Source organism: Streptomyces sp. NPDC048484, from assembly GCF_040651415.1.
In the GTDB taxonomy this organism is placed as follows: Bacteria; Actinomycetota; Actinomycetes; order Streptomycetales; family Streptomycetaceae; genus Streptomyces.
On sequence record NZ_JBEZJY010000018.1, the window covers coordinates 129,795 to 155,445 of the forward strand.

Consider the following 25,651-nt stretch of genomic DNA (forward strand, 5'->3'; position numbering starts at 1 on the left):
CGGTACACACAGGGGGTGCGCAGATGCTATCCGTACAAGTGACCGTACGCATCGTGAGTACCCCAAACCTTGTCGTCGCCGTTATAAGACGACCGCGGGCCCGGCGGTTCCTGCAAGGCGGTTCAGCGGGTTCCGTCGGCCGCGAACCCGGCGACGCTGGAGACGTTCTCCTTGGTGACGAACGCCGGTCCGGTGAGCACGGGAGCCTCTCCGCCGCCGCTGAAGTTGCCGTTGGTCTCGTACAGCCAGAAGGCGTCCACGGCGAGATATCCCTGCAGATACGGCTGTTGGTCGACCGCGAACTGCACGTCCCCGCTCTGCACGGACTTGACGATGTCGTCGTTGAGGTCGAAGGTCGCGAGCTCGGCCTTGCTGCCCGCTTCCTCCACCGACTTCACGGCCGCGAGGGCGAACTGGGCGCCGTTCATGACGAGTTCGTCGATGGTCGGGTCCTGCCGCAGGGCGGCGGCGACGGAGTCGGTCACGGCCTCGTCGTCGGTGCCGTCCACGTAGAGGATCTCGGCCCGGCCGCCGAAGGTCTTCTTCATGCCGGCGCAGCGTGCCTCCATGGCGACGTTGCCCCGCTCGTGGATGACGCACAGGGCGTGCTTCGAGCGGAGGGCGTCCAGCTTGTCGCCGACGGCCCGGCCCGCGACACTCTCGTCCTGGCCGAAGTACTGCAGCAGGCCGGCCGGCTTCCAGTCGTCGATACCGGAGTTGAGGCCGACCACCGGGATGCCGGCCGCCTTGGCCGCGGTGATCGCGCCCTTCATCGCCTCCGGCTTGGCCAGGGTCACCGCGATGCCGTCGACCTTGTCGGCGACCGCCTCCCGCACCAGCTTCACCTGGCCCGTGGCGTCGGGATCGCTCTGGTACGACAGGTCGATGCCGTCCTTGGCGGCCGCCGCCTCGGCGCCCTTGCGCACCCGCTCCCAGAAGGCGTCGTCCGGGGCGCTGTGCGTGATCAGGGCGACCTTGATCCCGGCGGCGCCCGCCTTGCCCGCGGTGGTGGCGTCCGAGTCCGCCCCGTCCGAGCCGGTGCAGCCGGACGCGAGCAGGGAGACGGCGGCGCAGGCGGCCAGCGCCGTGCCACGCGTGGATCTGGCGGGAACGAGACGGGAGGGAGTGGGGTTCATGGGGATACGGCACCTCGCTGTGCGGCCGACAAGCGGATGGAAGCGCGAAGTCGCTGTGACGGCCGACGGGACGAGGATGCCGACTGTACGGACTCTTTGCTGGCCGGAGCCAACCGTGTGTGACGCCCGGTCGTCAAGTGAGCGTCCGCATGGCCGGAGTTGTCCTCGTTTGGAGCCGGGCCGGACGAGGACGATCGAGCGCTACCGGCGGCGGACGCACCGGGGGCGGACACATCGGGGGAGACGCACAGGGGGGAGACGTACGCCCCGGACCTGACGGCCCGGGGCGTGTTGCTCTCGAACGAGTGACACCCGCGGCCGGTTACGGCTTGAGGGCGACGGCCCCGTACATGGCGATGTCCTCATCCCGGACACCCTCTTCACCCGCACCGTCCGGGTGCCACTTGTGCACCTGGACAACGCCGGGCTCGACCAGTTCGAGGCCGTCGAAGAACTCCTCGGCCTCGCCGATCGTGCGCAATCGCATCGGCATGCCGCGCGCGGCGTACTCGCGGGCGACCCGGCCCACCTCCTCAGGGGCGAACTCGGCGGTGCCGATGGTCATCGCCAGATAGCTGCCCGAGGGGAGGGAGTCCAGGAGGCGGTGGACGATACCGGCCGCATCGTCCTCGTCCAGCACGAAGTGGACGATCGCGATGACGGTCAGTGCGACCGGCTTGTCCAGGTCCAGGGTCTCCCGGAACTCGGCGGAGCCCAGAACGGTCTCCGGGTCCTGGAAGTCGGCCTCGATGTACGCCGTCCTGCCCTCCGGGGTGCTGGCGAGCAACCCCTGGGACAGGGTGAGGACGATGGGGTCGTTGTCCACGTAGACCACCCGGGACTCGGGGGCCACCGACTGGGCGATCTCGTGGAGGTTGGGAGAGGTGGGGATGCCCGTCCCGATGTCCAGGAACTGGCGTATCCCCGCGTTCTCGGCGAGCCATCGCACGGCCCGGTTCATCCAGTCGCGGTTGGCCCGCATGTGCACGGGCAGGGCGGGCCACTCCCGTGCCATGGCGTCACCCGCCTCCTTGTCGGCGGGGTAGTAGTCCTTGCCTCCGAGGATGTAGTCGTAGATGCGCGCCGAGTGTGCGTTCTCGGTATCGATCCGGTCGGCAGGCCATCCGTTGTCGGGCAACGCCGATCTCCCATCATGTCGTCGGTCCACGGTGAACGCTCAAGCCGAAGCAGGAGTTTCGCAGCAGTGGGTCGGAGCAGTCGGAGCGGTTCAGATCAGTTCAGTTCAGTTCGATCAGATCAGATCAGTTAAGAGCGTTGAGAATGCTGAGAACGCTGAGAACGCTGAGGGCGTTCAGAGCAGGAAGTCGGCCCGTCCGGCCTTCACGCCCGCCAGGAAACTCGTCATCTCGCGCGGGGTGAAGACCAGCGCCGGACCGTCGGGGTCGGTGGACTGGCGCAGCGCGACCCGTCCGTCGCCGAGCTTCTTCGCCTCGACGCAGGCGCCGCCCGCGTCGTCGCTCCACGGCTTGTACCAGCCGCGGGTACCGAGATCGCGGGACGGCATGCCGTTGCGTATGTGGTGGTGCACGTCAGAGCTCCTTGCGGATCGCACCGAGGAGGGCCTCGGTCTTTCTGGCGGGCGTCGACTGGGCGCCCAGCCGGTCCAGAGCCTCGCGATAGACCACGACGTCGTCGCCCTTGTCCAGGTACACAGCGCCCACCAGGCCGCTGAGATAGACGATGTCGGGCAGCTCGCGCGCCCGGAACCGGAAGAGATGGAACGCGCCGGCCCGCATGGCCGGATGCGGACCGTTCTTGAACGGCATGATCTGCAGGGTCGCCTGGGGCAGTGAGTTGACCTCGATCAGATGATCGATCTGGGCGCGCATCACCTCGGGGCCGCCGACCGGCCACCGCAGTACCGTCTCGTCCATCACGATCCACACGCGCGGCGGCGAGGGCCGGGAGAGCAACTCCTGGCGCCGCATGCGCAGCGCCACCCTGCGGTCCGTCGCCTCGGCCGGGGCGTGCGGGTTGCCGGCGCTCAGGAGGGCGCGCGCGTACTCCTCGGTCTGCAGCAGCCCGTGCACGAACTGTGACTCGTACGCACGGATCTGCAGCGCCGCCTGCTCCAGGCTCAGATACGCGGAGAACCAGTCGGGCAGCACATCACGGTACGTGTGCCACCAGCCGCGCTTGTTCGCCTCGCGGACCGACTTCAGGAACGTTTCGATCTCCTGCTGGTCGGTCACGCCGTAGATCTGGAGCAGTTTCTCCGCGTCGGGGAGCCTGAGCCGGGCCACCTTGGCGGCCTCCATACGGCGGATGGTGGAATGGCTGACCCCGAGCGCCTCACCTGCCTGTTCGAACGTCAGGCCGGCCCGGATGCGCAGTTCCTCCAGCTGCCTGCCGAGGATCATGCGCAGGACGGAGGGCGCGCCGCCCCAGTCTGTTTCCGCGGTCACGCCATACCCCCTCACAGCGGGCTTCGAGGTCGCAGTCTGTCACGATCACTCGTTCGACAGACGAAGCATGCACCTGGCGAATTGCAATTTTCAACTTGCTGGTTGCGAGCTGATGTTGGCAGGTGCGACAGTGGGACGTACCGTCCGGCCCGGTGAACGGCGTGACGAAGCGGCCCAGTTGGGGGAGAACGGGCTGCCGGTCGTCACTGTGTGCCACGAGGTGTTCGCGCCTCGCGGTACATCCGATCCGTGCGGTACCGGCACCGGTCTGACCTCCGGTGCGAAGGCAGACGAAAGGCGAACGGCGATGGCTCCGCCCTCTCTCCCCAAGCCATTGGGCCGACTGCCCGCGGACAAAGCCCCGCACAGATCGGGCGCGTTCGGCCTCCCTCCCACACCCGCCTCGGTGGGCCTGGCCCGCCGGAACGTGCGCGAACTGCTCAGCGTGTGGGGCGTGGACCCCGAATCATGCGACAACGCTGTCCTGGTGACCTCCGAGCTGGTCACCAACGCGCTCACGCACACGGCGAGCAAGTGGATCGTGTGCCGACTCCGCACCGACGGACACCGGCTCCATCTGGAGGTCGAGGACCAGAACCGCGGTCTGGCGATTCCCGCACAGCGCACCGCCGGACCCGACGACCAGGGCGGCCGCGGACTCATGCTGGTCGGCGTACTCAGCAGCGACTGGGGTGTGCGGGACACCGCGCACGGCTCCGGCCGCGCCGTCTGGGCCGTCCTGCCGGCGCGGCCGTCTCCGTCGCCGCCGCTGTCTCCGTCGCCGTCGCCGTCGGAGCCACGGGAACACGCCTCCTCCGGGCCCGTTCCCACCACTCACCACATCCGGCCCGCCCCCCACTCGGCCGAAGGATCCCTCTCTCATGGAACTGCAGCACGCCCCTGACCACTGGTCGCATACGTCCGCGATGTCCCCGTCCGAGCGCCCGATGCGCCTGGTGATACCCGCTCAGCTGCGCACCGGTCTGGGGTGCGACGTGGTGGGCACCTCCAGGGAGCACGGCGAACGCATCCTGGACTGTCTGCCCCGCGTGGGCTGTGTCTTCGCCGACGGCTCCGCGGGCGACGAGCGCTGGTGGTGGATCGTCCCCGCCGGATCCCACATCGGCGTCAGCTGGCCGCCCTCCGTCACCTACACCGTCGGCGCCCACCGCGCGGACCCGTCCTGGACCCGGGCCCGCCGGGGTTCGCCCGCTGCCGCGCAGCCTCGCCTGATCCACAGCCCCGCGGGCGACTCGCCGTACACCCCACCGATCCCCCTGTACTTCCTCGCGTGCCGTCTCGCCGGCCGGGTCCCGCAGTGGTCCCTGGGGGCCTTCTGATGGATCTCCGCGGCGTCCGACCGGCGTGAACGGGTCCGCCACCTGCGACGTACACACCTGAGACGTACGCACCTGCGACGTTCAGACGCAGACGTATGCGACGAGGTGAACGCCGAGGGGGATGACGGGCGACCGTGCCGGGTGAAAGGGTGGGCCGGTGACGCGGGGTGAAGGCCGGACCGTCGGCCCTCGGCCGGGTTCCGCGGAGGCCTGGGTACGGGCCGTGGCGTTCGCCCTCGTCGGCAGTGTGCTCGGAACCGTCGGCCATCACATGGTCGACGGGGGACAGGTGCCGTGGCGGTTCGTGGCCGCCCTCGCCGTCGCGCAGTTCCTTGCAGTACGCCCCCTGACCGGCCGCCGCCCCGGACTGCTCGCGGTCGCCGGGTGCACGCTCGCCGCGCAGGGCGCGATACACCTCGCGCTGACGAGGGTCGCCGACAACGGCCACTCCACCGGTCACCCTGGCGGCCACCCCGGTACGGGGCACTTGGCGCACGCCGGTCATTCCGCGATGGCGGCGGATGGCGGCACAGCCGCCTGGCAGCACGTCGCCGGGGCGATGCCGGCCGCCCATGCCGGTGCCGCCCTCGTGGTCGCCTGGCTGCTCCAGCGGGCCGACGCGGCCATCACGACGGCGCTGGCCATGGGGCGTACGCTCCGTGCGCTCGCGGCGACGGCGCTGCCCCGGCTCTTCCTGTCACGCGGTACCGGCGCGACCGCGTACGAGCCGCCGCCCGTGCCCCGCACCGGCTCCTTCGAACACCTGGCAGGAACACGGACGACGACACTGCTCCACACGGTGGTGCGCAGGGGACCTCCGGGACGTACGCCCGTCCCGCTCGTCCCTCACACCGGATCCGGCCTCGGCCCGTCCGGTTCCACCAGCAAGGAGTTCCGTCGTGTCCCTGCCCAGAAACGTGTCCCCGTCCACCAAGCACCGCCGTATCGGCTGTCGCCGTATCGGGCTGACCGGTGCCGCCGCGCTGACGGCCGTCCTCGCGCTGGCCGGCCCCGCCTCGGCCCACTCGGAGGTCGAGGCCGACAAGCCGCAGGCCCTCGCCGAGAACGTCACGCTCACCTTCGTCTCCGAGGCGGAGTCCGCGTCCGCGGGCTTCCGTGAGGTGCGGGTCGTCCTGCCCGAGGGGATCGCCCCGGCCGACGTGTCGCTCGGCAAGGCGCCCAAGGGCTGGAGCTTCAAGGTCACCGAGGATGGCTATGTGGTCGGCGGTCCGGCTCTCAAGACCGGGGTCGACGCCGAGTACGAGGTCGAGATCCGGCAGCTCCCGGACGCCAAGGAGGTGGCGTTCAAGACCGTGGAGACCTACAGCGACGGTGAGGTCTCCCGCTGGATCGAGCTGCCCGGGAACGGAGAGGAGGCGGAACAGCCCGCTCCGCTCCTGAAGCTGAAGGCCGCGGCGCCGGGTGCGACTCCCATCGCCCCCAGCCCCAGCCCGAGCGCGAGCCCGACAGCCGGCTCGACCCCCTCGGCCGCCGTGACGCCGTCGGATGCCACGGCCACGGCCACGGCTGCCGAGGCCGGCGCGAAGAAGGACGACGACGGCTCCTCCACCGGGCTCGTCGTCGGCGGCGCGGTCGCCGCGGTGCTCGTCCTCGGCGGCGGGGCGTGGTGGCTGACGAAGCGCCGCGCCTCCACCGGCGGCTGACCTTCACCCGGCCCGTGGGGCGGTACGCGTCCCACGGGCCGGGGTCGGGGGGCGTGCCCACGGACGGGGCCCGTAGGCATTTACTTGAGTCAGGCAAGTAGATGTAAAGTGGTGCCATGCCTACCCCGTCATCCGAGTCCGATCCTGGCTCCGGCTCCGGCTCTGTCCCTGGCTCCGGTTCCGTTCCTGCCGCCGGGCCCGCCGCCGGGCCTGCGTCTGCCCCCTCGGGGGATGTGATCGAGATCGAACGCGCTCTCAATCGCATCGTCTATCTCACGGGCCGGGTCAGGCAGCACGACCGCCTCATGGCGATGGCCGGGGTGTCGCTGGATCGCGCGGCCGTGGCGTTGCTGCGGCAGATCTCCGATTCCGAGCCCATGCGCCTCGGCGAGCTGGCGGCCCGGCTCGCTGTGGAGGCCTCGCACGTCACCCGGCAGGTGCAGCAGCTGCAGAAGGGCGGTTATGTGACCCGGGTCCCGGACCCGGACGACCGCCGCGCCCAGCGTATCCAGCTCACCGCGGCCGGCCAGGAGGCGATCGACCGCATCCGTATGGCGAGTTGTCAGGGTATGCAGGTCGCGCTGGACCGCTGGTCGCCGGAGGATCTGCGGCAGCTCTCCTCGCTGTTCCACCGGATGGTCGACGACTTCCTGAGCACCGACATCGACGTGGCGATCGAGGGCGAGGATGCTTCGTCGCGGCCCGGCTGACGGGCCGGGAGTGCCGCCGCCCGACCGCGGGTCCTCCGCTCCTGCGCGGCTCCTCCCTCAAGCCCGACGCGAGGTGGCCTATTCATGAACGAGGTGCGTGCGATGCACGGGATGGACGAGGCGGGCCGGGTACACGGAGCGGGCCGGGTACACGGATCGGACGGCGCCCTCGGGGAGGCTGGGCTCGGGGGGCCCGGACTCGGGGAGTTCAGGCCAGGGGAGTTCGGAGCCGGGGACTTCGGGACAGGCGCCGCGGTGACCGTGCCCACGCGCGGGGCGGGGCAGCGTGTCCTGGTCGTGGTCCACGACCCGTTGGTCGCCGAACTGCTCACGACCACACTGGAGTTGGCGGACTACCGGGTGACCGCCGAGCGCACCGGCACCCAGGGGGTGGCGCGTCTGGCGGAGCGCGGCTTCGACCTGGTCGTCTTCGATGTGGCGGTCCCGGATCTCGACAGCCTGGATGACGGTCGCCGGTTCCGCTCCGCCGACCGCCCCCCGGTGCTCTTCCTGACCCCGCACGAGAGGTTGGGGCGCCTGGTCCCCGAACTCGGCCTGGGGCAGGCGGACTACGTCACCACGCCGTTCCGTATCTCCGAAGTCCTCGCCAGGGCGCATGTGTTACTGCGCGGCCGTGCCCCGGTGCACCAAGGGCCGTGCTACGGCGATCTCGTGCTCAACGACGCCACCTGTCAGGCCTGGCGAGGCCGGCGGGCGCTCGACCTCACGCCCGCGGAGTACCGGCTGCTGCGTCATCTGCTGGTCAACGCGGAGCGCGTGCTGTCGAAGGAGCAGATCTGCCGGCATGTCTGGGGAGAATTCCGGGCCGGCAACGCGATCGAGAAGCTCGTCTCCCGCCTGCGCCACAAGGTGGACCAAGGGCTGGAGCAGGGGCAGCCCCCGCTGATCCACACGCGGCGCGGCTTCGGCTACCGGCTGGGCAGCTGAACCCGCCGTCTCCTCCCCTCCCCGGAGCAGGGGGCTGGGTGTGATCCGGGTCACGTCAGCTTCATGTCAGGTAACCGGCCGGAAGCTGTCAGGCCGCTCCGGTTGCATGTGACCACAGAGGTCGAAGCCAGAAGTCGTAGTCAGAGGTCGAACCCAGAAGTCGAACCCAGAAGTCGCCATCCCTTCCCCGTGCTCCGCTCCGGCGGAGCCCCCACCGAGGAGTCACATGGCCGAGGCACCGGACGGCGTCGTGCCCCACGCGACCGTCGTGTCCCACGCGACAGAGGAGATGCCGGAGTTCCCGATGCCGAGGGCGGAGGGCTGTCCGTTCGCCCCGCCGCCGGCCGTGCGGGAACTCCGCGCCGAGCACCCGATCAGCAGGATCCGGATCTGGGACGGCAGCACGCCCTGGCTGATCACCGGACACGAGGCGCAGCGGGCACTCCTGACCGATCCCCGGGTGAGCGCGAACGACCGGAACCCCGGCTTCCCGTTCGTCACCGCGTACCGGCAGGAAATCGCGAAACATACCCCCGAACTCATCGTCAACACGGACGCCCCCGAGCACACCCGGCTGCGCCGGATGGTGAACGGACCGTTCCTGGTCAAGCGGATCGAGGCGATGCGGGCCCCGGTCCAGAAGATCGTCGACGGCCTGATCGACGACATGCTGGCCGGCCCCAACCCGGCCGACCTCCTGACGGCACTCGCGCTGCCCGTGCCCTCGCTGGTGATCAGCGAACTGCTCGGAGTGCCGTACGACGACCACGAGTTCTTCCAGAAGAACAGCAGCCTCGCGCTCGACCGCGCCGCGGCTCCGGAGGACTCCCGCGCGGCGAGCACGGCCCTCTCCTCCTGCCTGGACGACCTGCTCGGCAAGAAGCTCACCGAGCCCGGCGAGGATGTGCTGTCCGAGATGGCGGGGCGTGTCACAGCCGGGGAGATGACCCGCTCCGAGGCTGTCCACATGGGGGTCGCGATGCTCATCGCCGGCCACGAGACCACCGCGACGATGATCAGCCTCGGCACCCTGGTCCTGCTGCAGAACCCCGATCAGCTCGCCCTGGTACGGGACTCGGAGGACCCGAAGGTCGTCGCGGGCGCGGTGGAGGAACTGCTCCGCTATCTGAGCATCGTCCAGGTCGGCCTGCGCCGGGTCGCCACCGAGGACATCGAGATCGGCGGCCGGGTCATCCGGGCCGGTGACGGAATCATCGCCGACCTGCACGCCGCCAACTGGGACTCCGAGGCGTTCCCCGGTGCCGACCGGGTGGACGTCACCCGGCCCGCGCGCAAGCACAACGCGTTCGGCTACGGACCCCACCAGTGCCTGGGCCAGTCCCTCGCCCGCCTGGAACTCCAGGTCGTCTACAGCACGCTCTACCGGCGTGTTCCCACCCTGCGCCTGGCGGCCCGGGTCGAGGAGCTCGAGTTCGACCACAGCGGGACCACCTACGGCGTCGCTTCCCTGCCCGTCGCCTGGTGAACGCACACCGGCCGATGTACTGACACGTACCGACACGTGCTGAACGTACTGACTCGTACGGACACGTATGGAAGGGCGAGGGAGAAGCGCATGCGAGTGGAACTGGACGAACCGAAATGTGTGGCTTCGGGGCAGTGCGTGATGGCCTCCCCGGAGGTCTTCGACCAGCGGGACGAAGACGGGGTGGCGATCGTGCTGGAGGAGCGGCCCGCCGACGACCTTCTCGACGACGTGCGTGAGGCCGTGGCGATCTGCCCGGCGGCGGCGATCCGACTGGTCGACCAATGAAAAGCGTGGTGGTCGTGGGCGCCTCGGCGGCCGGACTCGCGGCCGCCGAGACGCTGCGCCGGGAGGGGTCTCCACTTGCTGGTCCTCGATGTCGGGTAGGCGAGCGTAACCATGTAGGAGTGAGTGTCGTTGTCAGAGTGTGAATCTGACGGAATGGGCGAAGACGCAGGGCGTGCATCCGCAGACCGCGTATCGCTGGTTTCGTGAGGGGATGTTGCCGGTACCGGCTCAGCGGGTCGGGCCACGCACGATCCTGGTGAACATCGACGCGAACACCACGCCCGGGGCCATCGGCGGTCTGGGCCTGTATGCCCGCGTGTCCTCGCACGATCAGAAGACCGACCTGGAACGCCAGGTCGCTCGGCTGTCGGCGTGGGCAGCGAAGGCCGGTCACCAAGTCGTTCGTGTTGAGGGGGAGATCGCTTCCGGGATGAACGGCTGCCGTGCCAGGGCCCGGCGTCTGCTGGCCGACCCGAACGTGACCTGCGTGGTGGTGGAGCACAAGGACCGGCTCGGCCGGATGAACGTCGAGCTTGTCGAGGCCGCCTTGTCCGCGACGGGCCGTCGCCTGCTGGTCCTGGACGACGGCGAGGTCGAAGACGACCTGGTGCGGGACATGGTGGAGGTGCTGACCTCGTTCTGCGCCCGCCTGTACGGGCGCAGGTCGGCGAAGAACCGCGCCCGCAAGGCACTGGAAGCCGCCGAACATGGCTGACCTGCGCCCGGTTGCCGCGCCGTTCGTGACTCCCGGCCCGTCCGGTGCTGCGATCCGTGCCCGGCTGGGGGACCTCAGGCCCGAGGATGAGAAGGTTCTGCGCTTGGTGGGGGCGCACCTGGGCTCGCTCGCCTCGAAGGACCTCAAAGCGCGTTGCGCTGACGGCCTGGAGCACTCCACCGAGTCATGGGCGGCCCGTAAGAGGGACCTGACGGCCGAGTCGTCGTCCAGGTGGGCCGGGTCGATCACGAAGGCCACGCATGACCAGTGGGCGCTCGCTCGGCGCGGCCAGGGGGCACACGCGCAATCCCTCGAAGCCGGTATCACGACGATCCGGCACCGGTTGTCGCTGCCGGTCGGGGAGAAGGGCACCAAGCGGGCTCCGGGCGGCTACCGCTGCGCGCACGAGTGGTTCCACAAGACGCGACGGCTGCATGTGCTGGAGGACCGAATCGACCAGGTTCGGGCCGACCGGGAAGCGGGCCGGGTACATGTGGTGCGGGGCGGCAAACGTCTGCTGGGCACCCGCCACCACCTCGACAAGGCGCAGCTCACCGAGGCCGAGTGGCATGAGCGGTGGGAAACCGGGCGCTGGTTCCTCCAGGCGGACGGCGAGTCGGGGAAAAAGTTCGGCAACGAAACGATCCGCATCACGCCCGAGGGCGAAGTATCGATCAGGCTCCCGGCCCCGCTCGCCGACCGGGCGAATGCCGAGCACGGCCGGTACGTACTCGCTGCGCAGGTGCGGTTCCCTCACCGGGGGCAGGAGTGGGCCGACCGCGTGGAGGCCAACCGGGCCGTGGCCTACCGCATCCACTACGACACGGGGCGCGGGCGCTGGTACGTGGACGCCTCCTGGCAGATCCCACCCACAAAGACCATCCCACTCGAAGCCGCCCTCGCCGATGGCGTGATCGGCGTGGACACCAATGCAGACCACCTCGCCGCATGGCGCCTGGACACTCACGGCAACCCGATCGGCCGGCCGCGCCGGTTCCTGTACGACCTGTCCGGCAACGCCCAGTACCGCGACGCCCAGGTACGGCACGCCCTCACACGGCTGCTGAACTGGGCCAAGAGCTGCGGCGTCAAGGCCATCGCGGTCGAAGACCTCGACTTCCAGGCCGAGAAAACCAGAGAGAAACACGGTCGCAAGCGCCGGTTCCGGCAGCTCATCTCCGGCATGCCGACCGGCAGGCTCCGCGCCCGGCTGGCCTCCATGGCCGACGCCACAGGTATCGCGATCATTGCCGTGGACCCGGCCTACACCAGCAAGTGGGGCGCCCAGCACTGGCAGAAGCCGATGGCCGGCCCGACCCGTATGACCACCCGGCACGATGCGGCGAGCATCGCGATCGGACGACGCGCCCAGGGGCACCCGATCCGGCGACGGACGACACCGCCCCGTGCACACCAGAGCGATGTGCACGGGCATCGGACCGTCCAGGCCGACCGGCGTATCCCTGGGCGTGAGGGACCCCGCCCCCGCATCCCCGGACCACGGACACGATCCGTGCCGCCGGACGCGGCGAGTACGCGGGCGACCAGGACATCCAAAACCGTTCGGGGTGTCCGCAGTGACCAGGTATGGGTCCAAGACTCACTCCTGCTCACTGATTAGGAACGGTACGACGGCACGCTCACCCTGGTGGGCGACGAGCCGCACGCCCCGTACGACAGACCGCCGTTGTCCAAGCAGGTCCTGGCGTCGGAGTGGGAGCACGACCGGCTGACGCTGCGTTCGCCGGGCGATCTGGACGCGCTGGGCCTGGAGTTGAGGCTGGGCACCGCCGCCACGGGCCTCGATCCCGAAGGGCGCGCGGTGCTGCTGGCCGACGGTACCCGGCTCGCGTACGACGGACTGGTCGTCGCCACCGGGGTACGTCCGCGGCGGCTGCCCGGCGACGGGGCCGCGCATGTGCCGCGGACCCTGGACCTAGCCCTGCGGGACCGGTTGGGCGGCGGGCGGCGACTCGTGGTGGTCGGCGCCGGGTTCCTCGGGGCCGAGGCCGCCGCCGTGGCCCGGGGGCTCGGCATCGAGGTCACCCTTCTGGAACCGGCACCGGTACCGCTCGCCCACGCGGTCGGCGACGAGGTCGGACGGGTGCTCTCCGCGGCCCATCTGGAGCACGGGGTGGACCTGAGCACCGGGGTCACCGTGGCCGAGGTGGCCGACGGCGGGATGCGCCTGGCTGACGGTGAACTGGTCGGGGGCGACGAGGTGTTGGTGGCCGTCGGGTCGCTGCCCAACACCGAGTGGCTGGCGGGGAGCGGGCTGAGGGTGGACGACGGGCTGGTGTGCGACCAGTACTGCGAGGCCGCCTCGGAGCCCACCCGCCCGGCAGCCGGGGGAGTGTTCGCGGCCGGTGATGTCGCCCGCTGGCACAACCCCCTGTTCGGGGTGCCGATGCGTGTCGAGCACCGTACGAACGCCGCCGAGCAGGGCATGGCGGCGGCCCGCAACCTGCTGCACCCGCAGGCACGCAAGCCGTTCGCACCGGTGCCGCACTTCTGGTCCGACCAGTACGGCCTGAAGGTCCAGGCGTTCGGCCTGCTGCGCGGACACGACGAGGTCGCCGTGGTGGAGGGGAGCCTCGACGAGCGCCGGTTCATCGTCGCCTACCGCACGGGCGACCGGCTGACCGGGGTCCTCGCGCTCGGCATGCCACCGAAGGCAGCAGGCACCGGCAACAGGTACCGAGAACCAGCACCGACGACCGAAGGACAGGTATGCCCACCACCCCCCACGCCTCGTCCGGCACACCTGGGCCCGGCCCGGACGGGCCCGGGTTCGACCCGGACGCCCTGCGTGCGCGCTATCGGGCCGAGCGTGACCGCCGTATCCGGCCCGAGGGAAACGCGCAGTACCAGCGCATCGCCGGGGAGTTCGGCTACTACGCGGACGACCCGTACACGGAGACGGCGGAGTTCACGCGGGAGCCGCTGCACGACCGGGTCGAAGCGGTGGTCATCGGGGGCGGCTTCGGCGGTCTGCTCGCCGGCGCGCGGCTGCGACAGGCGGGCGTGCGGTCGATCCGCGTCATCGAGAAGGCCGATGACTTCGGCGGGACCTGGTACTGGAACCGGTACCCCGGAATCCACTGCGACATCGAGTCGTACGTCTACATGCCGCTGCTCGAAGAGGTCGGCTACGTCCCCGAGTGGAAGTACGCGCCAGGCGAGGAGATCCGGCAGCACGCGCGGGCGATCGCACGGCACTTCGACCTGTACGGCGAAGCCTGCTTCCAGACCCAGGTGACCGAACTGCGGTGGGACGACACCGAGTTGGAGTGGGGCTGGCCGTGCGCGGGGACGAGCTGTTCACGGTGGACACCGGGCACCGGTGCCTGCGGGCGGTGTCCCTCGCCACGGGGGAGAGCCGGATCGACGCCGAGAACCTCGCGGTCGGCCTGCCGCCGGGCATCACCCGTGCCGATCCCGCGCTGTTCGCCGGGGACATGCCCGGCTCGCCGCGCCGCTTCGCCGGCCTCGCGGTGGCTCCGGACGGCTCCCTCGTCCTCTCGGCGAACGGCGAGGGCAGTGTGCTGCGGCTGACCGATACCACCGCCACCGCCACCGCCACCGATACCGCCACCGATACCGGTGGCGGTGGCGGGAACGGGAGGGAGCCGCGCGGCCCGCGTCCGTGAGCGCGGGGCCGCCCGGCGGTAAATCCCTACGGTCCTGTCAGTGGCATCGGCGATACTTCAACGACCCCTTCCACTCCGGGCGTTGTTCCGGTAGCCGGTCGCCGGTCGCGAGCGGGAGGGCAAGCCGACCGTCCGAGGGGGAGCACCGTGCCGCAGTCCCAGCTGTCAGACCCAGCAGCCACACCGCCATGGCGGCTGCTTCTCGCATACGTACGCCCGTATCGCTGGACGCTGCTGCTCGGGGCCGTGCTGTCGCTGCTGACCGGTGCCGCGGGGCTCGCCCTGCCACTGGTGGCCAGATCGCTGATCGACGACCTGGGACACGACCGGGCGATCACCGGCGCCCTGCTGGCCATGTCGGCGCTGGTCGTCGCCAACGCCGCGATCGGCGCGCTGGGTGCGTACGTGCTGCGGTACACGGCCGAGTCCGTCGTGCTCGGCGCGCGGCGGGGGCTGGTCTCGCATCTGCTGCGGCTACGGATAGCCGCCGTCGACCGGAGCGAGCCCGGTGACCTGATGGCCCGGATCACGTCGGACACCACCCTGCTGCGCGAGGTCACCAACGACTCGCTGGTGGGTCTCGGCACGGGCGGGCTCACCCTGGTGGCCACGCTCGCGATGATGGGGTTCGTCGATCCGGTGCTGACGGCCGTCACCCTGGGCGTGGTCCTGGCCGCGGGCACCGTGATCGGCGTGATCGTGCCGCGCATCAACCGGGCCAGCCGGCGGGCGCAGGACGCGGTCGGGGCGATGGGCGCCTCACTGGAGCGGACCCTGGGCGCGCTGCGCACCATCAAGGCGTCCGGCGCCGAGCACCGCGAGGAGCAGGCCGTGCACGCGGCGGCCGAGGAGTCCTGGCGGCAGAGCGTCCGGGCCGCCAAGTGGGCGGCGCTGGCCGGGAACACGGCCGGCCTTTCGATGCAGATCGCGTTCATCACCGTCCTCGCCGTGGGCGGTGCGCGGGTCGCGACCGGGGCCGTCGACATCGGCACACTCGTCGCCTTCCTGCTGTACGTCTTCTACCTGATGTCGCCGATCCAGCAGGTCGTCGGAGCGGTCTCCCAGTACCAGGCCGGCTCGGCCGCCCTGGCCCGCATCGAGGAGGCGCGGCGACTTCCCGCCGAGCCGGTCGCCGAGCCCGCGCCACTGCCCGGGCCCGACGCCGAACCGGCCTCGCTCGCCTTCGAGGACGTCCGTTTCCGCTACGACGAGGATCTGCCGTACGTCCACCACGGCGTGACCTTCGCCGTCCCTCCGCGCGGCATGACCGCCTTCGTGGGACCGTCGGGCGCCGGCAAGACCACCGTGTTCTCGCTCATCGAGCGGTTCTACGACCCCGAAGAGGGGACCATCGTGCTGGACGGCCGCGACCTCACCGACTGGGACGTCTCCAAGCTCCGGTCGGCCATCGGCTACGTGGAGCAGGACGCACCGGTCCTCTCCGGCAGCCTCCGCGACAACCTCCTGCTCGGCAACCCCGACGCCGACGACGACGAACTGCTCCGCGCGCTCAAGACGACCCGGCTCGACTCCCTCATCGACGGGCTGCCGAAGGGCGTGGACACGCTCGTGGGCCACCGCGGCACCAAGCTCTCCGGCGGTGAGCGGCAGCGCGTCGCCATCGCCCGCGCCCTGCTGCGGCGGCCCCGGCTGCTGCTGCTCGACGAGGCCACCAGCCAGCTCGACGCGGTCAACGAAGCCGCGCTGCGGGACACGGTCGCCGACGTCGCCCGCACCACCACGGTCCTGGTCGTCGCCCACCGGCTGTCCACCGTCACCATGGCGGACCGCATCGTCGTCATGGACGCCGGGCTGGTACGGGCCGTGGGCACCCACCGGGAACTCGTCGCGGGCGACCCGCTGTACGCCGAACTCGCCGCCACGCAGTTCCTCGCGGCCACCGACGACGCCGGAGTGCCGGCGACGACCTGAGGACGCCCCCGCTTTTCCTCCTGTCGCGGGAGGGTGGAACCGATGCTTCCCGGGACAGGATGCCGGTATGAAGGGTGATCTGTTTTCCAGCGAGTACATGGTGCAGCCGGCCGCCACGGCGGGCATGAGCGTGCAGAACGCCAAGTCCATCAGGTACGCCGTCAACGGCGAGATGCTCGCCCGGCAGGGCGCGATGATCGCCTACCGCGGCAGCCTGCAGTTCGAGCGCAAGGGCCAGGGCGTCGGGGGCATGCTCAAGCGGGCCGTCACCGGCGAGGGCCTGCCGCTCATGGCGGTGCGCGGACAGGGGGAGGCCTGGTTCGCGCACGAGGCACAGAACTGCTTCATCATCGACATCGACCCCGGTGACGTCTTCACCGTCAACGGCCGCAACGTCCTGTGCTTCGACGCGTCGTTGAAGTACGAGATCAAGACGGTGAAGGGCGCCGGCATGACCGGCGGTGGACTGTTCAACAGCGTCTTCACCGGGCAGGGCAGGCTCGGGCTCGTCTGCGAGGGCAACCCGCTGGTCATCCCGGTCTCACCGCAGTGGCCGGTGTACGTCGACACGGACGCGGTCGTCGGCTGGACGGCCGACCTCCAGACGTCGCTGCACCGTTCGCAGTCCGTCGGCTCGATGATCCGCGGCGGCTCGGGCGAGGCAGTGCAACTGATGCTCCAGGGGGAGGGGTTCGTCGTCGTACGGCCGAGCGAGGCCACACCGCAGAAAGCCCAACAACACTGACACGGGGCCCTGCCGGGCCATCTCGTGGTGGCTGGACCTTCCAGGTCAACCCGGATGTCGTCAACCCGGCCTGCCGGGGAGAAAGGTGACCGCGGACCAGGCCGCGTGAGGCGGAGCGCGTGAGACATCGACAGGAACTCCTGTTCGACCTCCTCGGCCCCCTCGACCTCCTCGGCCCCCCTCGGCGCTCAGACCCGTACCCGTGAGGACCTTGAGGATCTCCTGCTGGAAATCCATGGATGACCATTAGCTCTTCTGGCCGAACGGGTCGGTCGGGTGTTCTTCTTGCGGAAGTGCCCATCGGGAAAGAAGCGCCGACCGGCTCGCGTCACCCCCGCTGTCCGGGCAGGATGCTGCCCGTAACCCCTTTTGACCCACGGAGGACCGGATGACCGGCACGCCCGCGCCCTTCACCGCCGACGACTACGAGGCACGCATGGAGCGCGCCGCACGGGCCGCCGCCGACGCAGGGCTCGCCGGAATGCTGGTCGCGCCCGGACCCGACCTCGTATGGCTCACCGGTTACGCCCCGCCCGCCGCCACCGAGCGGCTCACCCTCCTGGTGCTCGCCGCCGGACAGGCCCCGGTGCTCGTCGTGCCCACCCTGGAGGCCCCGGACGCCGAGAAGGCCGTGGGCGCGCCCGCGCTGACACTGCGCGACTGGACCGACGGCAAGGACCCGTACACCACGACGGCCCCGCTCCTCGACGCCTCGGGCCGCTTCGGTGTCAGCGACAACGCCTGGGCGCTGCACCTGCTGGGCCTCCAGAAGGAACTGCCCGGCACCTCGTACGTCTCCCTCAGTGCGGGACTGCCGATGCTCCGGGCGGTCAAGGACTCCGCCGAACTGGAGCGGCTGTCGGCCGCGGGCGCCGCCGCCGACGCCACGTACGAGGAGATACTGAAGGTCGCCTTCGCGGGCCGTCGCGAATCGGACGTGGCCGGTGACCTCGCCGGCCTGCTGCGGCGGTTCGGGCACGAACAGGTGGACTTCACGGTCGTCGGCTCGGGTCCGAACGGCGCCAATCCGCATCACGAAGCGGGGGACCGCGTCATCGAACACGGCGACACTGTCGTCCTCGACTTCGGCGGGCTGAAGCACGGCTACGGCTCCGACACCTCCCGCACGGTGCACGTCGGCGAACCGAGCGCCGAGGAACAGCGGGTCCACGACATCGTCCGCGCCGCTCAGCAGGCCGCGTTCGAGGCCGTCAGGCCCGGTATCGCCTGCCAGGACGTCGACCGGATCGCCCGCGCGTACATCACCGAGGCCGGGTACGGCGACCGCTTCATCCACCGCACCGGGCACGGCATCGGCGTCACCACCCACGAACCGCCCTACATGATCGAGGGCGAGGAGCAGCCCCTCGTGCCCGGGATGTGCTTCTCCGTGGAGCCCGGCATCTATCTGCCGGGCCGCTTCGGGGTACGCATCGAGGACATCGTGACGGTCACCGAGGACGGCGGACGCCGCCTCAACGACACTCCCCGGGAGATGGCCGTCGTGAACTGACCACGCGCAGCGGAAAGCAGGCGGAAAAGCAGGTGGCCCAATCCCGCACCCCGGACTCCCGACGTCGGACGGCGCGACCATGACCCAGGCAGCGACACCCACCGCGGACACCGTACGACGCCTCGTCCGCTCCCTGCTCCCGGACGGCGGCAGGCCCCGCATCACGCCCGCCACCACGCCTGTCGCCGAAGGCGGTGAGCACCTCACCTGGTTCGTCGGCGCACACCATGTGCTGCGGCTCGCCCCGGACCGCGAGGCCTCCCGGCGCCAGTGGCGCGAACTACGGCTGCGCGACCTGGTACGCCCCCACATCGGCGTCGCCGTCCCGGTGAGCATCGCGCACGGTGAATGGGCGAGCGGACTGACGTACACACTCGACACACTGATCGCCGGCGGGTCCGTCGAACCGCGGGACGTCTCCGCCCTCGGCGAGGCCGACCTGGCGGGACTGCTCACCGGGCTGCGTGAGGTGCCGGGGCGCGAGGCCGAGGCGCTCGGCGTGCCCCGCGCCACCCCCCGGCCCCTCGAAGCGCTCCGAGTCGCCGCCGAACGCGCGGCCGATCAGCTGGCCGCCGCTGACGAGTTCGACCCCGCCCGGCTCCACCAGCTCACCGCGCCCGCCGTCGTCCAGCTCGCCCCGCAGCCGGGCACCGCCTTCCTCGTCCACCACGACCTCAAGGGCGAGCACCTCGTGGTCAGCGGCGACGGACGCGTCCGCGGCGTCCTCGACTGGACCGACGCCGTGGTCGGCGACCCCACCGAGGACATCGCGGGCCTCGCCCTGGCCGTCGGCGCCCCCGCGGCCGTCCGCGCGGCCACCCTCGCCGGTTACGGCGCCCGTCCCTGTCTGCGCGGCCTGTGGCTCGCCCGCTGCGACACCCTGACCCGCCTCGCCGGCCGCCTCCACCACCACGACGACAGCCCCCTGCCGCTGCTGCGCGCCCAGCTGCGGCGCGCCTGGGAGGCGATCCTGCTGGAGCGGGTAACGGAGTTCCGGGACGGAACGGACGAGCCGCTCTGACAGCGACGGGGGAGACGCGGGAACGGACCGCGGCCCCTGAACCGCCACCCCAGGACCACCACCGCTGGACCGTCCCCCCAGGACCATCACTCCTGCATGAGCACCACGCACGACTCACCCGGCAGGCCGAGCAGCCCGCCCGCGCCGGGGAGCTCCACGGGCTCCCACGCGGCCAGCACGCGCGCCCGCCGTGCGCCCAGGGGAATCGCCGCGCGCTCCTTGCCGAGGTTCACGGCGACCCGGACGTCACCGCGGCGGAAGGCGAGCCAGCGGGCGTTCTCGTCGTACGCGACCTTGACGTCCGCGAGATCGGGGTCCGTGAGGTCGGGCTGGGCGTGCCGCAGAGCGATGAGTTCGCGGTACCAGGCGAGCACGCGCGCGTGGACCCCGCTCTCCGGCTCGGACCAGTCGAGACAGGACCGGTCGCGGGTGGCAGGGTCCTGCGGGTCCGGGATGTCCTCCTCGGCCCACCCGTGCGGCGCGAACTCCCGGCGCCTTCCCCGGCGTACGGCCTCCGCGAGCTCGGGATCCGTGTGGTCCGTGAAGAACTGCCAGGGCGTCCCCGCCGCCCACTCCTCGCCCATGAACAGCATCGGCGTGAACGGCCCGGTGAGCGTCAGAGCGGCCGCGCAGGCCAGCAGGCCGGGGGAGAGGGAGGACGCGAGCCGGTCCCCGAGGGCCCGGTTGCCGATCTGGTCGTGGGTCTGGGAGTAACCGAGCAGGCGGTGCCCGGCGACCCGCGTGAGGTCCAGCGGACGGCCGTGCCGCCGGCCCCGGAAGGTCGAGTACGTGCCGTCGTGGAAGTAGCCCGCCGTCAGTGTCTTCGCCACCGCCGCGAGGGGGGCGCGGCCGAAGTCCGCGTAGTAGCCCTGCGCCTCACCGGTCAGCGCGGTGTGCAGCGCGTGGTGGAAGTCGTCGTTCCACTGCGCGTGCAGCCCGAGCCCGTTCTCCTTCCGGGGCGTGATCAGCCGCGGGTCGCCCAGATCGGACTCGGCGATGAGGAACAGCGGTCGGCCCAGCTCCCCGGAGAGCCCGTCCACGGCGGCCGACAGCTCCTCAAGGAAGTGGCACGCGCGCGTGTCGTACAGCGCGTGCACCGCGTCCAGGCGCAGCCCGTCCATCCGGTAGTCGCGCAGCCACGAGAGCGCGCTGCCGATGAGGAACGCGCGCACGTCGTCCGAACCGGGCGCGTCCAGGTTCACGGCCGAGCCCCAGGGGGTGTGGTGCGTGTCCGTGAAGTACGGCCCGAAGGCCGGCAAGTAGTTGCCGGACGGCCCCAAGTGGTTGTGCACGACGTCCAGGACGACGCCGAGGCCCAGCTCGTGCGCCCGGTCGACGAAGCGCTTCAGGGCCTCGGGCCCGCCGTACGGCTCGTGCACGGCCCACAGCGACACCCCCTCGTACCCCCAGCCGTGCCGCCCCGGGAACGGGCACAGGGGCATCAACTCGACATGGGTGATCCCCAGTTCCACCAGATGCCCGAGTCGTTCGGCGGCCGCGTCCAGAGTGCCCTCGCGGGTGTACGTGCCCACGTGCAGCTCGTACAGCACGGCGCCCGGCAGCCCGCGCCCCGCCCATTCGGTACGCCAGGCGTACCGCTCCTGGTCAACGACCGCGCTCAGGCCGTCCGGTCCGTCCGGCTGCCGGTACGAGCGGGGATCCGGCAGTACCGGACCGTCGTCCACCGCGAACCCGTACCGCGTGCCGTCCCGCGCCTCCGCCTCTCCCGTCCACCACCCCGCGCGCTCGGGAGCGGGCTCCAACGCGCGCGTGGTCCCCGCGCAGTGGAGCGTCATGCGGTCGGCCTGTGGTGCCCACACCTCGAACTGCACGGACGGTTCTCCCTCGTCTGCTCACCGTGACCTCGCCGGTCCCATGGTGCGCCCAACGAGATCAATTCACCTTCGGATCCGCTCGATCGGGCGACGGAAAACGGCCGTACCCGAAAGTACGCGCTCCACTGAAGTGTCATGCTTTCTGGACACTCCGGCCGTGCTGCCAGACAATCAGCTGCGTGACGTCGTCCTCCGAGTTCCACACCTACCCCGCTCCCGTGCGGTTGTCGGACGCCGAGCGGGACAGGACGCTGAAGGCGCTGCGGGAGGGCGCCGCCCTGGGGAGGCTCTCGCACGACACGTTCGTCCTGCGGATGGAGCTCGCGTTCGCCGCCCACACCTCGGACGAACTCGCCGCGCTCACCGCGGACCTGCGCACCGAGAGCCGCTGGTCCCGGCTGCTGTTCGGCACGGTCGAGGCGGCCTCCGGTTTCACCGTGCGGCTGCGCAGGGCCTGGCAGTCCGAGCGGCTCCCCAAGCTGCTGCTGCCCCGCCCCGAGAGCCCGTACCCGTTGCGCATAGGCCGCGACCCGGCCAGCGGCCTGCGGCTCAGCCACGAGACGGTGTCCCGGGTGCACGCCGAACTCACCCGCCAGGGCGGCCTGTGGGTGCTCCGCGACCTCGGCTCGACCAACGGCACCTCCGTGAACGGACGCCGGGTGATCAGCGCCGCCGTCGTCCAGGTCGGCGACCAGGTCAGCTTCGGCCGGATGACGTTCCGGCTCGCGGCGGACTAGGGCCGTGACAGGCAGTGTTCGCCGCACCGGTGTTGACGTACCTCCCTGATCGTGACTCACTGTGCTACACCATGCACACCAAGTGAACCGATGGCCGCTTCAAGTGGGCTGAGGGTCACTCGTCGCGGAGGTAAGACCCTGCCGCCACTCCTCCGCTACCTGTCCGTCGACGAACTGGGCGTCCGGGCGGCCGCGCTCGTGGACCGCCACCCTCGGGACGCCCGACTGCGCCGAGTGGGCACCTCCCGGGCCGGACTTCCGCTGCGGCTCCTGTCCGTCGGACACGGCAGCCGACAGGTCCTCGTCGTCGCGGGCCCGCACGCCAACGAGCCGGTCGGCGGCGCCACCGTCCTGCGGCTGGCCGAACGGGTACTGGCCGACCCCCGGCTGTGCGACGGCGCCGACGTGACCTGGAACCTGCTGCTGTGCCTGGACCCCGACGGCTCACGCCGCAACGAGGGCTGGCTGTCGGGTCCGTACACACTCGGCCACCACTTCCGGAACTTCTTCCGTCCCGGCTTCATGGAGCAGCCGGAATGGCTGCCCGACGGAGCGGCCGGGGCCGCCCTGCCGGAGACCCGCGCCCTGCTCGCCCTCCAGGACGAGCTGCGGCCCTTCCTCCAGTGCTCCCTGCACGGCGTCGACGTGGGCGGCGGCTTCGTCGAGCTCACCCACGACCTGCCCGGTATGGCGCCCCGTCTGGCGCGCATCGCGACCCGGCTGGACATCCCGCTCGAACTCGGGCCGTACGACACGCTGTACTGGCCCACCCTGGGACCGGCGGTCTTCCGGATCCCGCCCCCGCCTCCGCGCCCGCGCCGAGGCGGCCTGACCGCGGCCATCACGGAGGCGGCGGTCGAGTCCACCTGGTTCCATCCGCACCCGTACGGCACAGTGACCGCGGTCGTCGAGGCACCCATGTGGGGCGTGGCGGCCGTGCAGGATCCCTCGACACCCGTCGGCACCGAGGACGCGCTGAGGGAGGTCACTCGCATCCTGCGCCGGGACGCGGCCCTGCTGGAGGGGCTGCTGGCCCGGATCCGCCCGTACCTGGGCGCGGCCGGTGACGTGGACCGGCTCCTCGCGCCCGTCGACGACTACGTACTGGTCGGCCCGGGCCTCGCCGACTCCTGGGACCCCGACACCGGCCCGGCCGCGAACGCCGACACCGACGCCCGCACGCTGCCGCCGCTCACCACGGCCCGGCTGACCGCGCTGCGCATCTCCGCCCGCCGGATCGCGCTGCGCACGGCGGGGCTGCTGCACCAGCTGGTAACCGCGGCCGGACAGGACCCGTACGACGCGACGGCGGACCTCGACCGGCTCATCGACATGTGGTGCGCGGATTACCACGACGGCCACGAGGCCCGCTGGATCCCGGTGGTGCGGCAGGCCGAGTACCAGGCGCGGGTGGTGCTCGCCGCGTTCGACCTGGCCCGGCACCGGGGCCCCGCACGGGATCCCGGGGTGCGTCCGGTCGGCACGCCTCCGACGAGGGCCGAAGTGCCGTTCGAGTGAGTCGGGGTGGGCCCGAGGGGTTCGTGTGCCGATGAACAGGTAATGACGAACTACCAGAAAGCGACCGTGGCGGTACGGGCCTGTCTGCTGGCCGCCTGCGCACTCCTCGTGGCGGGGCCGGTGCCGGCCCGGGCGCAGGCGCTCCCGGAGTCGATCCAGGGCGACTGGCTCTACGTGTCGGTCACGCGGGGCGACGGCGGCTCCGGCGCCACCCGTGGCACGCTCCTGCTCTGCGACCCGCCCCAGGGGCACGAGCAGGCGGTACGGGCCTGCGGGGAACTCCGTGCCGCGCGCGGTGAGGTCGACCGGATCCCGCTCAAGGACACCTTCTGTCCGATGGTCTACGCGCCGGTGTCCGCCGCCGCGCGCGGTGAATGGGGCGGCCACGCGATCACGTACAAGGAGACGTTCGCCAACTCCTGTCTGATGGCGGCGCGGACGGGGGCGGTGTTCGCGCTGCCGCACGGACCGAACTGACCGGACGGACTGACCGCACGGACCGGACCGACCGGACCTACCGGTGTGGGCCCGTGTGGGCCGGCGAGGGCCGGTTCCTCAAGGGCCTCACACCGACCGGTCCCGGGCGCGCCGTGCCGCGGCCACCACCGTGCGGCTCTGGTGCTCGACCTGGTGCTCCAGCGGCACCCAGCGCGCCCGGAAGCGTTCGGTGAAGGCCTCGCTCCAGGACACGACCAGGTGCTCCAGGCGGGGCGCCGTCCGGTCGTCGGCCTCCCGCAGGACCCGCAGGAGCATCGCCGCGGCCCGCAGCGGGAGCCGGCGGCCGAACGCGTCCACGCTGCCCACGTGCGCCATCGTGGTGCCCGGGGGCGGCGGCCGGCCCCAGTCGCCGGCCAGCCCGGGGATCAGCTCCAGCGCCCACTTGGCGGCGCGCAGCAGCGGCCCCTCGGGCCCGGGGAGACGCGGCAGTGCCTCGGTGAGGATGGTCTCGACCTGCTGCCCGTCCTGAAGGAGCCGGTGGGCCAGGCGCCGCATCGCCGCCGCCGGAGCGGGGTGCGGCGCGGGATCGTCCACCAGGTCGCTCGCCCACATCGGCACCTCGACGACCGCGGTCAGCCCGCCGTACAGGTGGGCGCGGTACCAGGTGCTCTGCCGGGCGTCGTCCGGCATGCTCGGGTACGCCAGCTCCGAGCCGGGCGGGGGCATCACATGGACCCCGGGCCCGGAGGCCGGCCAGCCGGCGGCGTCCGAGGCGCCCGTCTCGACCGGGATGTTCAGTTCCGCCGCCGACTTGGCGAACGGCTCGGCGAGGCCCGGGATGTCCTTCGTGAGCTGCACCCAGCTGCCGCCCAGGTCGGTGGCGTGGAGCGTCACCTGGAGGTAGGGGCGCAGCTCGTCGATGACCCGGATGAGGGCGAGGGTCTCGGACGGCAGCCGGTCGGGCGGCAGCACGGCAGGCGACCACTCGGGCTGCTCGGGCCCGGCGGGGCGGAAGAAGCCGAGGTGGTAGTCGAGCAGAGTGCGCGGCGCCGGTGTCACATGGAGGCGGGCGCCGTCCGGGTCCGCGCACAGCAGGAAGTGCCAGGAGGTGTCGCCCCGCAGCGACCGCTCGTACAGGACCCGTTCGGCCAGTGCCAGCAGGGTGGCGCCGCCGGTGGGCTCGTTGGCGTGGGCGCCCGCGACGACCAGCACCGAGCGCTCGGCGTGGCCCACGGACAACAGGTGCAGGGGCCGGCCGGCGCGCGAGGCGCCGATCTGTCTGAGAGAGCACAGGCCCGGCCGGTGGGCGGCCAGAGCCCGGGCGGCGCGGACGAGTTCGGTGACAGTGGGGTAGCGCAGCTCCGGCAGGAGACTCACCCCCGACTTAGTCCGCCCGACGTCGCAATCCGCAGTACTCCACGGGCTGGATGAACTGTCAAGTATCTGCGGGGGCGCCTCGGGGGAGCGCCCAGCAGCACTCAGCGGTGACCGGGTCGCCGATTCACTCGGGACAGCGGACGCGGCAGGCGTGGGCGCTCCGGCGCCGCCC

General features: G+C 71.4%; 23 protein-coding genes and 3 pseudogenes. 19 read left to right on the forward strand and 7 right to left on the reverse strand.

Annotated features, from left to right (window positions below; genetic code table 11):
* Window positions 1-122: 122 nt before the first annotated feature.
* The 4 genes from AB0D14_RS19840 to AB0D14_RS19855 form a co-directional block, all read right to left on the reverse strand.
* Window positions 123-1,136, reverse strand: coding sequence for a substrate-binding domain-containing protein (locus AB0D14_RS19840; protein WP_362780652.1), 1,014 nt, complete (start codon window positions 1,134-1,136; stop codon window positions 123-125).
* Window positions 1,137-1,458: 322 nt separating this feature from the next.
* Complete coding sequence (locus tag AB0D14_RS19845) at window positions 1,459-2,274, reverse strand: SAM-dependent methyltransferase (RefSeq protein ID WP_362780653.1); 816 nt, start codon at window positions 2,272-2,274, stop codon at window positions 1,459-1,461.
* A gap of 174 nt (window positions 2,275-2,448) precedes the next feature.
* The gene (locus AB0D14_RS19850; protein WP_362780771.1) at window positions 2,449-2,661 is read right to left on the reverse strand and encodes a DUF397 domain-containing protein; all 213 of its coding nucleotides are present in this window, start codon (window positions 2,659-2,661) and stop codon (window positions 2,449-2,451) included.
* Window positions 2,662-2,686: 25 nt separating this feature from the next.
* Window positions 2,687-3,562 carry a helix-turn-helix transcriptional regulator gene (locus tag AB0D14_RS19855; protein ID WP_362780655.1) on the reverse strand — a complete coding sequence of 292 codons (876 nt, stop codon included), beginning with the start codon at window positions 3,560-3,562 and terminating at the stop codon, window positions 2,687-2,689.
* Between the two features lie 307 nt (window positions 3,563-3,869).
* On the opposite strand from AB0D14_RS19855, the gene AB0D14_RS19860 reads away from it, so the two are divergent.
* Both AB0D14_RS19860 and AB0D14_RS19865 read left to right on the forward strand, forming a co-directional pair.
* The gene (locus AB0D14_RS19860; protein WP_362780658.1) at window positions 3,870-4,466 is read left to right on the forward strand and encodes an ATP-binding protein; all 597 of its coding nucleotides are present in this window, start codon (window positions 3,870-3,872) and stop codon (window positions 4,464-4,466) included.
* Between the two features lie 22 nt (window positions 4,467-4,488).
* Window positions 4,489-4,902, forward strand: a complete 414-nt coding sequence (locus tag AB0D14_RS19865) for a hypothetical protein (protein ID WP_362780772.1) — start codon at window positions 4,489-4,491, stop codon at window positions 4,900-4,902.
* A 501-nt stretch (window positions 4,903-5,403) separates the two neighbouring features.
* On the opposite strand, the gene AB0D14_RS19870 is transcribed toward AB0D14_RS19865, so the two are convergent.
* Entirely contained in the window at window positions 5,404-5,649 is a 246-nt protein-coding gene (locus tag AB0D14_RS19870; protein ID WP_362780661.1) for a hypothetical protein, read from the reverse strand.
* Window positions 5,650-5,801: 152 nt separating this feature from the next.
* On the opposite strand from AB0D14_RS19870, the gene AB0D14_RS19875 reads away from it, so the two are divergent.
* The 14 genes and pseudogenes from AB0D14_RS19875 to AB0D14_RS19940 all read left to right on the forward strand — a co-directional run bounded on the left by AB0D14_RS19875 (window position 5,802) and on the right by AB0D14_RS19940 (window position 19,574).
* Window positions 5,802-6,566: a DUF1775 domain-containing protein gene (locus AB0D14_RS19875; protein ID WP_362780662.1), complete on the forward strand. Its 765-nt coding sequence runs from the start codon at window positions 5,802-5,804 to the stop codon at window positions 6,564-6,566.
* 233 nt (window positions 6,567-6,799) lie between these two features.
* A complete protein-coding gene (locus tag AB0D14_RS19880; protein ID WP_362780664.1) occupies window positions 6,800-7,276 on the forward strand; it encodes a MarR family transcriptional regulator in 477 nt (158 codons plus the stop codon).
* Between the two features lie 84 nt (window positions 7,277-7,360).
* The gene (locus tag AB0D14_RS19885; protein WP_362780666.1) at window positions 7,361-8,224 is read left to right on the forward strand and encodes a response regulator transcription factor; all 864 of its coding nucleotides are present in this window, start codon (window positions 7,361-7,363) and stop codon (window positions 8,222-8,224) included.
* 289 nt (window positions 8,225-8,513) lie between these two features.
* On the forward strand, window positions 8,514-9,710 hold the full coding sequence (locus AB0D14_RS19890) for a cytochrome P450 (RefSeq protein WP_362780775.1): 1,197 nt from the start codon (window positions 8,514-8,516) through the stop codon (window positions 9,708-9,710).
* A 90-nt stretch (window positions 9,711-9,800) separates the two neighbouring features.
* Window positions 9,801-9,998: a ferredoxin gene (locus tag AB0D14_RS19895; protein ID WP_362780669.1), complete on the forward strand. Its 198-nt coding sequence runs from the start codon at window positions 9,801-9,803 to the stop codon at window positions 9,996-9,998.
* 139 nt (window positions 9,999-10,137) lie between these two features.
* The gene (locus AB0D14_RS19900; RefSeq protein ID WP_362780671.1) at window positions 10,138-10,713 is read left to right on the forward strand and encodes an IS607 family transposase; all 576 of its coding nucleotides are present in this window, start codon (window positions 10,138-10,140) and stop codon (window positions 10,711-10,713) included.
* Window positions 10,706-12,334 carry an IS200/IS605 family accessory protein TnpB-related protein gene (locus AB0D14_RS19905; protein WP_362780674.1) on the forward strand — a complete coding sequence of 543 codons (1,629 nt, stop codon included), beginning with the start codon at window positions 10,706-10,708 and terminating at the stop codon, window positions 12,332-12,334. Before AB0D14_RS19900 ends, AB0D14_RS19905 begins: the two co-directional genes overlap by 8 nt.
* A pseudogene (locus AB0D14_RS19910) lies at window positions 12,335-13,387 on the forward strand (FAD-dependent oxidoreductase); the annotation flags it as partial.
* 56 nt (window positions 13,388-13,443) lie between these two features.
* Window positions 13,444-14,007: pseudogene (locus AB0D14_RS19915) on the forward strand (NAD(P)-binding protein); the annotation flags it as partial.
* A pseudogene (locus AB0D14_RS19920) lies at window positions 14,007-14,363 on the forward strand (hypothetical protein); the annotation flags it as partial. The pseudogenes AB0D14_RS19915 and AB0D14_RS19920, both read left to right, overlap by 1 nt.
* Window positions 14,364-14,510: 147 nt before the next feature.
* Window positions 14,511-16,295 (forward strand): ABC transporter ATP-binding protein, encoded by a 1,785-nt coding sequence (locus AB0D14_RS19925; RefSeq protein WP_362780676.1) that lies wholly within the window; start codon window positions 14,511-14,513, stop codon window positions 16,293-16,295.
* Between the two features lie 67 nt (window positions 16,296-16,362).
* Window positions 16,363-17,040, forward strand: a complete 678-nt coding sequence (locus AB0D14_RS19930; protein ID WP_362780679.1) for an AIM24 family protein — start codon at window positions 16,363-16,365, stop codon at window positions 17,038-17,040.
* A 388-nt stretch (window positions 17,041-17,428) separates the two neighbouring features.
* Complete coding sequence (locus AB0D14_RS19935) at window positions 17,429-18,553, forward strand: aminopeptidase P family protein (protein ID WP_362780682.1); 1,125 nt, start codon at window positions 17,429-17,431, stop codon at window positions 18,551-18,553.
* A gap of 79 nt (window positions 18,554-18,632) precedes the next feature.
* Window positions 18,633-19,574 (forward strand): aminoglycoside phosphotransferase family protein, encoded by a 942-nt coding sequence (locus AB0D14_RS19940; protein ID WP_362780684.1) that lies wholly within the window; start codon window positions 18,633-18,635, stop codon window positions 19,572-19,574.
* A gap of 86 nt (window positions 19,575-19,660) precedes the next feature.
* Here AB0D14_RS19940 and treZ read toward each other — a convergent pair whose 3' ends face one another.
* A complete protein-coding gene (gene treZ, locus AB0D14_RS19945; RefSeq protein ID WP_362780686.1) occupies window positions 19,661-21,406 on the reverse strand; it encodes a malto-oligosyltrehalose trehalohydrolase in 1,746 nt (581 codons plus the stop codon).
* A 182-nt stretch (window positions 21,407-21,588) separates the two neighbouring features.
* Here treZ and AB0D14_RS19950 point away from each other — a divergent pair, with 182 nt between their 5' ends.
* From AB0D14_RS19950 to AB0D14_RS19960, 3 genes are all read left to right on the forward strand, one after another.
* Window positions 21,589-22,146 (forward strand): DUF1707 and FHA domain-containing protein, encoded by a 558-nt coding sequence (locus AB0D14_RS19950; protein ID WP_362780687.1) that lies wholly within the window; start codon window positions 21,589-21,591, stop codon window positions 22,144-22,146.
* Window positions 22,147-22,236: 90 nt separating this feature from the next.
* Window positions 22,237-23,664: a M14 family zinc carboxypeptidase gene (locus AB0D14_RS19955; protein WP_362780689.1), complete on the forward strand. Its 1,428-nt coding sequence runs from the start codon at window positions 22,237-22,239 to the stop codon at window positions 23,662-23,664.
* Window positions 23,665-23,706: 42 nt separating this feature from the next.
* Window positions 23,707-24,141 (forward strand): SSI family serine proteinase inhibitor, encoded by a 435-nt coding sequence (locus tag AB0D14_RS19960; RefSeq protein ID WP_362780691.1) that lies wholly within the window; start codon window positions 23,707-23,709, stop codon window positions 24,139-24,141.
* An 87-nt stretch (window positions 24,142-24,228) separates the two neighbouring features.
* Here AB0D14_RS19960 and AB0D14_RS19965 read toward each other — a convergent pair whose 3' ends face one another.
* Window positions 24,229-25,479, reverse strand: a complete 1,251-nt coding sequence (locus AB0D14_RS19965; protein WP_362780694.1) for a M14 family zinc carboxypeptidase — start codon at window positions 25,477-25,479, stop codon at window positions 24,229-24,231.
* Between the last annotated feature and the right edge of the window lie 172 nt (window positions 25,480-25,651).

Coding starts and splice junctions, on each gene's coding strand:
- AB0D14_RS19930 (WP_362780679.1), top strand. CDS start 16,363: ATGAAGGGTGATCTGTTTTCCAGCGAGTACATGGTGCAGCCGGCCGCC.
- AB0D14_RS19940 (WP_362780684.1), top strand. CDS start 18,633: ATGACCCAGGCAGCGACACCCACCGCGGACACCGTACGACGCCTCGTC.
- AB0D14_RS19840 (WP_362780652.1), bottom strand. CDS start 1,136: ATGAACCCCACTCCCTCCCGTCTCGTTCCCGCCAGATCCACGCGTGGC.
- AB0D14_RS19890 (WP_362780775.1), top strand. CDS start 8,514: ATGCCGGAGTTCCCGATGCCGAGGGCGGAGGGCTGTCCGTTCGCCCCG.
- AB0D14_RS19865 (WP_362780772.1), top strand. CDS start 4,489: ATGTCCCCGTCCGAGCGCCCGATGCGCCTGGTGATACCCGCTCAGCTG.
- AB0D14_RS19850 (WP_362780771.1), bottom strand. CDS start 2,661: ATGCCGTCCCGCGATCTCGGTACCCGCGGCTGGTACAAGCCGTGGAGC.
- AB0D14_RS19895 (WP_362780669.1), top strand. CDS start 9,801: ATGCGAGTGGAACTGGACGAACCGAAATGTGTGGCTTCGGGGCAGTGC.
- AB0D14_RS19905 (WP_362780674.1), top strand. CDS start 10,706: ATGGCTGACCTGCGCCCGGTTGCCGCGCCGTTCGTGACTCCCGGCCCG.
- AB0D14_RS19960 (WP_362780691.1), top strand. CDS start 23,707: ATGACGAACTACCAGAAAGCGACCGTGGCGGTACGGGCCTGTCTGCTG.
- AB0D14_RS19935 (WP_362780682.1), top strand. CDS start 17,429: ATGACCGGCACGCCCGCGCCCTTCACCGCCGACGACTACGAGGCACGC.
- AB0D14_RS19860 (WP_362780658.1), top strand. CDS start 3,870: ATGGCTCCGCCCTCTCTCCCCAAGCCATTGGGCCGACTGCCCGCGGAC.
- AB0D14_RS19955 (WP_362780689.1), top strand. CDS start 22,237: ATGGCCGCTTCAAGTGGGCTGAGGGTCACTCGTCGCGGAGGTAAGACC.
- AB0D14_RS19885 (WP_362780666.1), top strand. CDS start 7,361: ATGAACGAGGTGCGTGCGATGCACGGGATGGACGAGGCGGGCCGGGTA.